This is a genomic window from Providencia sp. PROV210, from assembly GCF_028479445.1.
Classification (GTDB): domain Bacteria; phylum Pseudomonadota; class Gammaproteobacteria; order Enterobacterales; family Enterobacteriaceae; genus Providencia; species Providencia rustigianii.
The window spans coordinates 232,621-244,550 of record NZ_JAMPNQ010000016.1 but is presented as its reverse complement, the minus strand read 5'-3'; the positions used below and the strand labels follow the sequence as shown (position 1 = coordinate 244,550).

Here is an 11,930-nt window from a genome sequence, read left to right as displayed (position 1 = left end):
TCGAAAAAAGTGAGTTGAATTCCCTTGTTGTCCTACCGTCTTAACTCAGTTCAAAAAATTCTTTTCTGTGAAGCTTGATTCTAAATCTTTATTTTCAATTCGGTAGCGCATTTAGTTGGTTGCACAGTTGCTCGGTGGCATTGATGATGCGCGGGCCGGCGCGGTGAAACCAATCCTCATTTAAGCGGATGATAGGGACGTTTAGCTGAGAGTGCCAGAATGCTTTTACAGCTTTTTCTTGCTCTTCAGAACCGGTCATGACGATAGCATCGGGTTTGCGGGTGAGTACTTGCTCACGGCTTACTTGGGGCCACGGCACTGCGCTATCTTCAAAAATATTCTGGGCGCCGCAGACCTTGAGCACATCATTTTGCAACGTATGATTTCCAGCGCTGAATAAAGGCTGTGTACCTAATTGAATAAATAGTTGCCTAGGTTTCTTATTATTAGCTAATTTATCTTTTTGGGCTTGTAATGTTGCTTGCATCTGAGCAATATTTCTTTCCGCGATCTCAGGGTGAGGGCTGTATTGCGATAATTCTGCTAAAGCAGAAATTACGCCATCAACAGTTTGTGGATCAAAATAGACAATGGGAATACCGAGGGCTGCCAATTGATCCAACGGGCGCTGAGGATTTCCACCTCGCCATGCCAGAATCAAATCTGGTTTTAGGGCGATAATTCGTTCAACATTTAAACCCTGCCAATTAGAAACTTGTTCTAGCTTTTTTGCTGCGTCGGGGTAGTCGGAATAAGCGCTGACAGCAATTAAGTTATCACCTAGCCCTGCCGCGTAAGCCAGTTCAGTATTCGCAGGAGAAAGCGAAATTACCCGTGATTTTTGTGCTGCAACTGCTGGGATGGCAATGCAAGCGAGCAGCAATAAGCTAAAGAGTGACTGAATGAGGTGTTTGATTGAAAGGGTTATCATCATAAATTCACTGAGTAGAGCGCAGAAATAAGGCATAAGTGAAGCATACTTATGCCTGATAAATAAGGCGAATATACCTTAAGCGAGTTCAGCTAAAATGGCTGTGATCATCAATGATGATTGACGAGCGGCAACCGGTAAAAACTCATCAAAACTGGTATGGGACTCTTTATCTGCTACATCTGAAATTGCGCGCACGACCACAAACGGTACGCCAAATTGGTAGCAAACATGGCCTACAGCTGCGGCTTCCATCTCTACGGCTGCGACTTGTGGGAAGTTTGCTTTAATGCGAGCTAAAGGCTCCGCGCCGTTGATAAAGGCATCGCCGCTACAAACCAGACCGCGAACAGCGTTCATACCCAGCGTATTGACGCATTTTTCTGTCACTTCAATCAGCTTAGGGTCAGCAATAAAAGCCGCAGGGCACTGCGCCATTTGACCCGGCTCATAACCAAATGCCGTCACATCGGCATCATGGTAACGAACTTCGGTAGAAACGACGATATCACCGACATTCAGGCGAGGATCTAAACCACCGGCAGAACCTGTGTTGAAAACCACATCAGGTTTGCAATGTTCTAATAGCAAGGTTGTGCCGATTGCAGCAGCCACTTTACCAATGCCGGATTTCAGAAGCGCAATATCAACCCCATTAATTTTACCCGTATAGATTTCGCAACCTGCACGGCTGAATGTTTGGCAGCCTTCGATTTGGGCGCGCAAAAGTGCAACTTCTTGTTCCATCGCGCCAATAATACCCACTTTAATCATTCTTCAGTTCCTCGTTTGCTACCTAGCTATAACACGAATTATTTAGGGTAAATATGCGCCATCGTGCTATAAACAACGTTTAAAAAGATGCGCGAAGTGTACCATTGAAAGGGGCTTTGTGGGGTATTTTTCCTGAGTTTTGCTTCTATACTTAGCAGTAAGTCTATATAGGGAAGGGATTTGCGTGAGAGAGATTAATTTTCTAAAAAAACTGAGTTTTCAACGTAACTACATTAGTGCTAAAGGTCAGAAAGTCTCTCCGCTGGATGAAGACGCGGTAAATCGTTTATTTGAAAGCGACCGTGGACGAATTATTAACTCTGCTGCTATCCGTCGTTTGCAACAAAAAACGCAAGTTTTTCCTCTAGAACAAAACTCCGCAGTTCGTAGCAGATTAACTCACTCCCTCGAAGTTCAACAAGTAGGGCGTTATATTAGCAAAACGGTACTTGGCGAATTAAAAAAGAAAAAATTGCTTGATGAATATGGGCTAACGGATCGTTGTGATGCATTTGAAAGCCTTGTCGAAATGTCGTGCTTAATGCACGATATTGGTAATCCTCCATTTGGGCACTTTGGCGAGGCAGCCATTCAGCGCTGGTTTAGCAAATTACTTGCGCCAGACTATATTTTCTCCCCAGAGGCTCCAGATCCTTGCCGCATCAAAGCATTACAACTGACCGGTAATGAAAAACAAGACTTGTTTCGTCGTCAACTCAAGCGTGATTTATGCTCATTCGAAGGGAATGCTCAAGGGTTACGAATGGCGCATCGTTTACTCAAACTCAATCTGACTTATGCGCAAATCGGTTCGATTTTAAAATATACCCGCGGGGCTTACGACCTAGACCCTATTCCTGCAGAATTTGACTATTTAATGAAAAAACCGGGTTATTACTGGTCTGAAGCCGATTTTGTGAGTGAGTTGAGTAAAAAACTCGATATGGATCCTTATTGCCGTTTTCCTCTCACCTACATCATGGAAGCCGCCGATGATATTTCCTACTGCATTGCTGATCTCGATGATGCCGCAGAAAAAGGTATTTTTACGGTTGAGCAATTGATCGATTATTTAAACGTCGAGTGGGGGGAGGTTAAGCCGGGTGACTTGTTCGACCAAACCATTATGCGGGCGTTTAACAATATCAGCGATAACCACACAAGGCGCATCCAGCAAGATCAGTTTTTTATGTATCTGCGCGTGAATATCACAGGAAAATTAGCGCATTACAGCGCTCAGCGTTTTATCCAAAATCTGCCAGAAATTTATCACGGTAGCTTTAATAGCGCCTTGTTAGAGGATAAAAGCCAAGAACATCGGTTACTCAAAGTATTGAAAATGGTGGCATTTAAACATGTGTTTAACCATCATGAAGTTGAAGAATTGGAGCTTCAGGGATATCGAATTATTAGCGGTTTATTGGATGTGTATAGCCCATTATTGATGATGGATCGCGATGATTTTGCCTCTTTAGTAGAGCAGAATTACCACAAACATTTTTTTATTGAAACGAGACTGTTTCATAAATTGTCAAATAAGCATCGCTTGTCTTACAACGAGGCATTAGAAAAAATTTCTGCTACAAATGATGCGGATAGATCGATTTTAGAATTCTATTACCGCGCGAGATTAATTCAGGATTACATTAGCGGAATGACAGATCACTATGCCTATGAAGAATATAGAAAATTCATGGTAACTAATTAGAAATTTGCCCCAAAAGAGTATTAATAGGCAGACAAAAAAGCTAAGTGACCACCGCATTTGATAAAAAAATGCTATTATAGCTCGCCAATTTTGGAACAAATTATCTGAAATCGTGCGTTGCTTACAGCGCCATTTTTAACTGTGATTACGGGTTCAGATAGAATTAATTTAACACCACTTAGTGACTACTTATGGCCCAATTTTACTCGCCAAATCGCCGTACTACCCAACGCCGTCAGATGACGGTTGTCGTTGATAGCTTAGATGCCGCTGGACAAGGTGTTGCTCGCCTAGATGGAAAGGCGGTCTTTATTGCAGGGCTGTTGCCTGGTGAAGAGGCTCAAATCGAGATTACTGAAGATAAACGCCATTTTGCAAAAGCGAAAGTAATTAAACGCCTAAGTAGTAGCCCTCAAAGAGTCAAACCTAGTTGCCGTTATTTCAACCAATGTGGCGGCTGTCAGCAGCAACATATTGACATTGCCTTGCAAAGAGAAAGCAAAGCCCAGTCTCTTCAACATCTAATGAGGCGAGAAACGGGTGTTACGAAGCCAGCCACTCCCGTGATCAGTGGTGAGGAATATGGCTATCGCCGTCGCGCGCGTTTAGGTCTGCAATACCAAAATAAATCACGGCATTTGGTGATGGGGTTTCGTCAAATTCAATCTAATACACTGGTCGATATTAAAAGTTGCCCCGTGCTACACACTGAACTAGATGCGCTACTTGCACCGCTTTCTGAGTGTTTAAATTCATTATCGATAGCTGCCAAATTAGGGCACGTTGAGCTTATTCATGCAGATAACGGTAACGTTATACTGCTACGCCACTTAGTCCCCGTTAACGTTTCAGATAGAAACCGTTTGCTAGAATTTGCTCAGAAACATCAAGTAAACATTTGGTTGGCGGGGGATGAAGGCGAATTACAGCCTCTTGAGCCATCAACACGGTTGCCAGAATATCAAGTTGCTGATGAATCATTGCAGTTTAATCCCTTGAATTTTATTCAGGTGAATGGGGAAATTAATCAGCAAATGGTGGCGCAAGCCATAGCATGGTTGGATATAAGCCCTGAAGATAGAGTATTGGATCTTTTCTGTGGTATGGGTAATTTTACGTTACCTATTGCGCGGATAGCAAAATCTGTCGTTGGTGTTGAGGGTGTTGAAAATTTAGTCAGTCAGGCCAGAAGTAATGCACAGCTCAACTCAATTAATAATGCATCATTCTATAATGCTAATTTGGAAGAACAAATCCATACTCAACCATGGGCGCAGCAAGGTTTCAATAAAGTATTGCTAGACCCTGCTAGAGCAGGCGCTGCAGGAGTAATGGAACATTTAACTAAACTGATGCCAGAAAAAATTGTCTATGTTTCTTGTAATCCAACAACATTAGCAAGAGACAGTAAAGTATTACTTGAAGGCGGGTATCAGTTACATCAGTTGCGGATGTTGGATATGTTTCCGCATACAAGTCATCTGGAATCAATGGCGCTATTCATTCGTAGCCCAGAGGGTTAACAGGTAGGGAGAATATATGGTTGCAGTAAGAAGTGCGCATTTAACCCCAGCAGGTGAATTTGACCCCGAAAAATGGGTCACTGGCTTGGGTTTGAATAATAAACAATCAGAAGAAAAACTCATCCATACCTGGCAGTATTGTCACGATAAATTATCGGGGCAAGAAATCGGTCCTCTGCTGCTATGGCGCGGCATTGAAATGACGGAAATCTTATCCACACTCAGTATGGATATAGAAAGCCTACAAGCCGCATTACTCTTCTCTTTGGTTGAAGAGGGAAAACTCGACGACCAATCTGTCATCGATGAATTTGGTCAATCCATTCATGCACTAGTTAAAGGTGTGATTGAGATGGATGCCATTCGCGAACTCAAAGCCACTCAATCGAATGAAACCAGCTCAGTACAGGTGGATAATATCCGTCGCATGCTTTTGTCGATGGTGGAAGATTTTCGCTGCGTTGTTATTAAGCTGGCAGAGCGTATCGCGCATTTACGTGAAGTTAAAGATGCCAGTGAAGATGAGCGAGTATTGGCAGCTAAAGAGTGCTCCAATATTTATGCGCCATTAGCCAACCGCTTAGGAATCGGACAATTAAAATGGGAATTGGAAGATTTCTGTTTCCGTTATCTGCATCCCGATGAATACAAAAAAATCGCAAAATTACTCCATGAGCGCCGAATTGATCGCGAAGAATACATTGATAATTTTGTGACCACATTACGTAAGTATATGCTCAAAGAGCAAATTCAAGCGGAAGTGTATGGTCGACCAAAACACATCTATAGCATCTGGCGCAAAATGCAGAAAAAATCATTAGCATTTGGTGAGCTGTATGATGTGCGAGCTGTGCGTATCGTGGTTGAGCGACTACAAGATTGTTATGCTGCATTAGGGATTGTGCATACTCATTACCGTCATTTACCGGATGAGTTTGATGACTATGTGGCGAACCCTAAACCGAATGGCTATCAATCAATTCATACCGTAGTACTGGGACCAAATGGTAAAACGTTAGAAATCCAAATTCGTACTCGCCAAATGCATGAAGATGCAGAATTAGGTGTGGCGGCGCACTGGAAATATAAAGAAGGCTCAACTGGCGTTGGTAAAGGTAGTAGCTATGAAAACCGTATTGCGTGGCTACGTAAGTTAATCTCATGGCAAGAAGAGATGGCAGATTCTGGCGAAATACTGGATGAAGTTCGTAGCCAAGTATTTGATGACCGAGTTTACGTCTTTACGCCAAAAGGGGACGTTGTCGACTTACCAACGGGTTCCACGCCACTCGATTTTGCTTACCACATTCATAGTGATGTGGGGCATCGTTGTATCGGGGCTAAAATTGGTGGACGGATTGTACCGTTTAGCTATCAATTGCAGATGGGCGATCAAATTGAAATTATCACTCAAAAGCATCCAAACCCGAGTCGCGACTGGTTAAATCCAAACTTGGGTTATGTGACAACCAGCCGCGGCCGCGCAAAAATTCAAAACTGGTTCCGCAAACAAGATCGCGATAAAAATATTCTGGCTGGACGTCAGATTCTGGATAGTGAATTATCCCATCTGGATATCAGCTTGAGAGAAGCCGAAAAATTGTTGATTGCTCGCTACAATGTGCATTCATTGGATGAAGTCTTGGCGGGCATTGGCGGTGGTGATATCCGTATCAACCAGCTAGTTAATTTCTTACAAGCTAAGTTTAATAAAGCCACGGCGGAAGAAGAAGACCGCGCAGCAATGAAAACGCTGGAGAGTAAGTCAGCGTTACCAAGAGCGCCTTCCCATGGTAGTGGGCGTGTGGTCGTCGAAGGTGTGGGTAACTTAATGCACCATATAGCACGTTGTTGCCAGCCAATTCCGGGGGATGAAATCGTCGGGTTTATCACAAAAGGTCGCGGTATCTCTATTCATAGTGCCGATTGTGAACAACTTGCTGAATTGCAAAGCCACGCGCCAGAGCGCGTTATCGATGCTGTTTGGGGGGAAAATTACTCCAGTGGCTACTCGTTAGTTGTCAGAGTGATAGCCAATGACCGTAGTGGCTTACTGCGCGATATCACGACGATTTTAGCGAATGAAAAAGTCAATGTATTAGGGGTGAGTAGCCGCAGTGATGTGAAGCAGCAGCTCGCCACTATCGATATGACCATCGAGTTGTATAACATCGAAGTGCTGGGACGAGTTCTGACGAAGTTAAATCAGTTGCCGGATGTTATCGAGGCGAAACGCCATTCTTCCTAATTTTCTGCATATTTCGAGCTGTAGGGGTGTTGGCTGCATTCACTAACCCTAGTCGCATACTTGTGTATGCTCCTAGGGATTAGCTCTTTTGCCGCCTACCTACAACTCGAACTATTTTGAAAATGCATTTCCTGCATATTTTGGCGCGCAGCGTTGTTGGCTGCGTGCTCTCGCTTTAGTCACATACTTGTGTATGCTCCTAATTTTCTGCATATTTCGAGCTGTAGGGGTGTTGGCTGCATTCACTAACCCTAGTCGCATACTTTTGTATGCGACTAGGGATTAGCTCTTTTGCCGCCTACCTACAACTCGAACTATTTTGAAAATGCATTTTCTTCATATTTTGGCGTGCAGCGTTGTTGGCTGTACGCGCTCGCCTAGCTGCTCATCCAAACTATTTTGAAAATAATTTTTAATAGTTATTTTAATAAAAATCTGAAGATTTAGCGTATTCAATTCAATTTGGTTAAGGTATAACCCTCATTAAATCACTATGTAATTATTTTTGATAAGGGTTAAATATGCAGCAGGGCAATAAACAAATTGAACGGTTACTCACTATTATGGCGCGTTTGCGTGACCCGCAAAATGGCTGTCCGTGGGATACGCAACAGACGTTTAAGACCATTGCCCCTTATACCCTTGAAGAAACCTATGAAGTGCTCGATGCCATTGAGCGTGAAGACTTTACTGATTTAAAAGGTGAGTTGGGGGATTTGCTGTTTCAAGTGGTTTTTTATGCCCAAATGGCAAAAGAGCAAAACTTGTTTGATTTCGATGAAATTTGCCAAGCAGTGAGCGATAAACTAGAACGCCGCCATCCTCATATCTTTGATGCTAACAACCAACTGAGTAGCAGCGAAGTTATTGCGGGTTGGGAACTGCGTAAAGCAAAAGAACGTGCAGAAAAAGAGCAATATTCCGTATTGGATGATATTCCAAACACTTTACCAGCCTTAATGAAAGCCTACAAAATTCAAAAACGTTGTGCTTCTGTGGGCTTTGATTGGGACACCTTGGGTCCGGTGGCAGATAAAGTTACCGAAGAACTGGCCGAAGTGATGGAGGAGGCTACACAAGTCGTCGTTGATGAGCAGCACCTCGAAGAAGAAATTGGTGATTTACTGTTTGCGACGGTGAATTTATCTCGCCATTTAGGCCATAAGCCAGAAATTGCCTTACAAAAAGCATGCAATAAATTTGAGCGACGTTTTCGTGAAATCGAAAGGCGATTAGCAGAAAGTGGCAAAACGACAGAAACTGCTACACTTGATGAGATGGAAGCCTTGTGGGTTTCTATCAAATCAGATGAATAGTGTTTGTAGGTAGATACAATCGCGGATTGAAATAGTTATTCAAAATCAAACTTAATGCAAAATAGCATTTTTAAAGCTATACATGAAGCTGAAAGGATTTAGCTTTTACTCTATAATGTGTTAATCTTGCAAAACAGGTGAATAGTGCGGTAAAAAGTGACTATTTATCAAACGATAAATATTTTTATTTTTAACTTGCTGATATTATTAAGGTATTGATGAAAACTAACCTTATTACGCTTAGAACATTTGTAGGGAATTTAAGGTTCGGGTATACTGTTTTCCCGTCCTGTTATATCCATCATCTTTTAAACCTAAACGTTCAGGTTCAGCATGAAAACTAACTATATTTTTGTGACCGGCGGGGTCGTATCCTCTCTGGGTAAAGGCATTGCCGCAGCCTCATTGGCGGCTATACTCGAAGCCCGTGGACTCAATGTAACCATTATGAAATTGGATCCCTACATTAACGTAGATCCAGGTACTATGAGCCCAACCCAACACGGGGAAGTTTTCGTTACAGAAGACGGCGCTGAAACTGACTTGGATTTAGGTCATTATGAGCGTTTCATCCGTACTAAAATGACACGTCGCAATAACTTTACGACGGGGCGTGTTTATTCTGAAGTCTTACGCAAAGAGCGCCGTGGCGACTACTTAGGCGCGACTATCCAAGTTATCCCTCATATTACTAACGAAATTAAAGATCGCATCATCCGTGGTGGTGAAGGTCATGACGTCGTATTAGTTGAAATCGGCGGTACTGTTGGTGATATCGAATCTCTGCCATTCCTTGAAGCAATTCGTCAAATGGCGGCAGAAGTAGGTCGTGAGCATACATTGTATATGCACTTAACCTTAGTGCCGTATTTAGCGGCAGCAGGGGAAGTCAAAACCAAGCCTACACAGCACTCAGTCAAAGAATTACTGTCAATTGGCATTCAGCCAGATGTATTAATTTGCCGTTCAGACCGCGTTATTCCAGCGAACGAACGTGCGAAAATTGCACTATTTTGTAATGTCCCAGAAAAAGCAGTTATTTCTCTGAAAGATGCAGATTCTATTTATAAAATTCCAGGCATGCTGAAAGCACAAGGTTTGGATGAATATATCTGTAGCCGCTTCCGTTTAGAATGCAAAGAAGCTGATTTGTCTGAGTGGGAACAAGTTATTTACGAAGAAGCCAATCCAGCGGGTGAAGTCACCATCGGTATGGTCGGTAAATATGTTGAATTACCAGATGCTTATAAATCGGTAATTGAAGCGCTGAAACATGCGGGCTTGAAAAATCGCTTAACCGTCAATATTAAATTGATTGATTCTCAAGATGTTGAAACCCGTGGGGTGGACTTACTGAAAGGTCTGGATGCTATTTTAGTTCCGGGTGGTTTCGGTTCTCGCGGTATTGAAGGGAAAATTCTAACTGCACAATATGCACGTGAGAACAAAATCCCATACTTAGGTATTTGCCTAGGCATGCAAGTTGCTCTGATTGAGTTTGCGCGTAATGTTGCGCATATGGAAGATGCTAACTCCACTGAATTCAAAGCAGATTGTAAATATCCAGTCGTTGCGCTAATTACAGAATGGCGTGATGAAGATGGCAATCTTGAAGTTCGTTCTGAAGAGAGCGATCTTGGTGGAACCATGCGTGTTGGCGGTCAACCATGTCATTTGACAGAGGGCAGCCTTGTTCATGGTATGTATGGCGTAGATACTATTATCGAACGCCATCGTCACCGTTATGAAGTGAATAATATGATGCTGAAACGCATCGAAGATGCTGGTCTGAATATTGCAGGCCGCTCTGTGGACAATAAACTGGTTGAGATTATCGAAAATCCAAACCATCCATGGTTTGTGGCTTGCCAGTTCCACCCTGAATTCACATCTACCCCAAGAGATGGTCATCCGTTGTTTGCAGGTTTTGTTAAAGCCGCTGGTAAGTACCAGAAAGGTGAGTTGAAATAAGATACGGGGAAGTCGGCATTTTTAGCTAACTTCCCGAAATTTAACTTGTACTGAGGAAAACCTAATGTCCAAAATTGTTAAAGTGATCGGTCGTGAAATCATTGACTCTCGTGGTAACCCAACTGTTGAAGCTGAAGTACATTTAGAAGGTGGTTTTGTTGGTTTAGCTGCAGCTCCATCAGGTGCATCTACAGGTTCTCGTGAAGCACTGGAACTGCGTGATGGTGATAAATCACGTTTTCTGGGTAAAGGTGTTCTGAAAGCTGTTGCAGCTGTAAACGGTCCAATCGCTCAAGCACTTATCGGTAAAGATGCTAAAGATCAAGCAAATATCGATAAAATCATGATTGACCTGGATGGTACAGAAAACAAATCTAAATTTGGTGCAAACGCAATTCTGGCTGTTTCTTTAGCAAACGCAAAAGCGGCAGCTGCGGCAAAAGGTATGCCTCTGTATGAGCATATTTCTGATCTGAACGGTACTCACGGTCAATATTCTATGCCTCTGCCAATGATGAACATCATCAATGGTGGTGAGCACGCAGATAACAACGTTGATATCCAAGAATTCATGATTCAACCTGTTGGCGCATCGACTCTGAAAGAAGCGGTTCGTATGGGTTCTGAAATCTTCCATCATTTAGCAAAAGTGCTGAAATCTAAAGGCATGAACACTGCCGTTGGTGATGAAGGTGGTTATGCTCCAAACTTAGAATCTAACGCTGCTGCACTGGCTGCTATCAAAGAAGCTGTTGAACAAGCAGGTTATGTTTTAGGTAAAGACGTTACTCTTGCTATGGACTGTGCAGCATCTGAGTTCTACAACAACGAAACAGGTAACTATGAACTGAAAGGCGAAGGCAAAACCTTCACTTCACAAGAGTTCACTCATTACCTAGAAGAGCTGACTAAACAGTACCCAATCGTTTCTATTGAAGATGGTTTAAATGAATCTGACTGGGATGGCTTCGCATACCAAACTAAAGTTCTTGGTGACAAAATCCAACTGGTTGGTGACGACCTGTTTGTAACCAACACTAAGATCTTAAAAGAAGGTATTGATAAAGGCATCGCTAACTCAATTCTGATCAAATTCAACCAAATTGGTTCTCTGACTGAAACGTTAGCTGCGATTAAAATGGCGAAAGATGCTGGCTATACAGCGGTAATCTCTCACCGTTCAGGTGAAACTGAAGATGCAACAATTGCTGATTTAGCAGTTGGTACTGCAGCAGGTCAAATCAAAACAGGTTCTATGAGCCGTTCTGACCGTGTTGCTAAGTACAACCAATTGATCCGCATTGAAGAAGCGTTAGGTAAAAATGCGCCATTCAATGGTCTGAAAGAAGTGAAAGGCCAAGCATAATTTTTAATTTGCTTTAGTCTAATAAACGGGAAGAGAAATCTTCCCGTTTTTTTTTGCATCTAAAATGCTTTGCGAATTATTTAATAAGTATAA

8 protein-coding genes are annotated in these 11,930 nt (G+C 42.7%); 6 read left to right on the top strand and 2 right to left on the bottom strand.

Annotated elements, in window-relative coordinates; all coding sequences use genetic code 11:
• Positions 1–94 precede the first annotated feature (94 nt).
• Positions 95–931, bottom strand: coding sequence for a vitamin B12 ABC transporter substrate-binding protein BtuF (gene btuF / locus PR761_RS14005; protein WP_154610701.1), 837 nt, complete (start codon positions 929–931; stop codon positions 95–97).
• A gap of 78 nt (positions 932–1,009) precedes the next feature.
• On the bottom strand, positions 1,010–1,702 hold the full coding sequence (mtnN, locus tag PR761_RS14000) for a 5'-methylthioadenosine/S-adenosylhomocysteine nucleosidase (RefSeq protein ID WP_265693589.1): 693 nt from the start codon (positions 1,700–1,702) through the stop codon (positions 1,010–1,012).
• Positions 1,703–1,889: 187 nt separating this feature from the next.
• Here mtnN and dgt point away from each other — a divergent pair, with 187 nt between their 5' ends.
• From dgt to eno, 6 genes are all read left to right on the top strand, one after another.
• The gene (dgt, locus tag PR761_RS13995; protein WP_006815150.1) at positions 1,890–3,413 is read left to right on the top strand and encodes a dGTPase; all 1,524 of its coding nucleotides are present in this window, start codon (positions 1,890–1,892) and stop codon (positions 3,411–3,413) included.
• 191 nt (positions 3,414–3,604) lie between these two features.
• Positions 3,605–4,936 carry a 23S rRNA (uracil(1939)-C(5))-methyltransferase RlmD gene (rlmD, locus tag PR761_RS13990; protein WP_115164630.1) on the top strand — a complete coding sequence of 444 codons (1,332 nt, stop codon included), beginning with the start codon at positions 3,605–3,607 and terminating at the stop codon, positions 4,934–4,936.
• Positions 4,937–4,952: 16 nt separating this feature from the next.
• Positions 4,953–7,184, top strand: a complete 2,232-nt coding sequence (relA, locus tag PR761_RS13985; RefSeq protein ID WP_154610682.1) for a GTP diphosphokinase — start codon at positions 4,953–4,955, stop codon at positions 7,182–7,184.
• Positions 7,185–7,705: 521 nt separating this feature from the next.
• The gene (mazG, locus tag PR761_RS13980; protein ID WP_006815146.1) at positions 7,706–8,500 is read left to right on the top strand and encodes a nucleoside triphosphate pyrophosphohydrolase; all 795 of its coding nucleotides are present in this window, start codon (positions 7,706–7,708) and stop codon (positions 8,498–8,500) included.
• Between the two features lie 333 nt (positions 8,501–8,833).
• On the top strand, positions 8,834–10,471 hold the full coding sequence (pyrG, locus tag PR761_RS13975) for a glutamine hydrolyzing CTP synthase (protein ID WP_006815145.1): 1,638 nt from the start codon (positions 8,834–8,836) through the stop codon (positions 10,469–10,471).
• 64 nt (positions 10,472–10,535) lie between these two features.
• Positions 10,536–11,837 (top strand): phosphopyruvate hydratase, encoded by a 1,302-nt coding sequence (gene eno, locus PR761_RS13970; protein WP_006815144.1) that lies wholly within the window; start codon positions 10,536–10,538, stop codon positions 11,835–11,837.
• Positions 11,838–11,930: the final 93 nt, after the last annotated feature.

What these genes read in the sequence shown, in the direction of transcription:
- btuF (WP_154610701.1), bottom strand. Translation starts at nt 931, where the DNA reads ATGATAACCCTTTCAATCAAACACCTCATTCAGTCACTCTTTAGCTTA.
- pyrG (WP_006815145.1), top strand. Translation starts at nt 8,834, where the DNA reads ATGAAAACTAACTATATTTTTGTGACCGGCGGGGTCGTATCCTCTCTG.
- rlmD (WP_115164630.1), top strand. Translation starts at nt 3,605, where the DNA reads ATGGCCCAATTTTACTCGCCAAATCGCCGTACTACCCAACGCCGTCAG.
- eno (WP_006815144.1), top strand. Translation starts at nt 10,536, where the DNA reads ATGTCCAAAATTGTTAAAGTGATCGGTCGTGAAATCATTGACTCTCGT.
- relA (WP_154610682.1), top strand. Translation starts at nt 4,953, where the DNA reads ATGGTTGCAGTAAGAAGTGCGCATTTAACCCCAGCAGGTGAATTTGAC.
- mazG (WP_006815146.1), top strand. Translation starts at nt 7,706, where the DNA reads ATGCAGCAGGGCAATAAACAAATTGAACGGTTACTCACTATTATGGCG.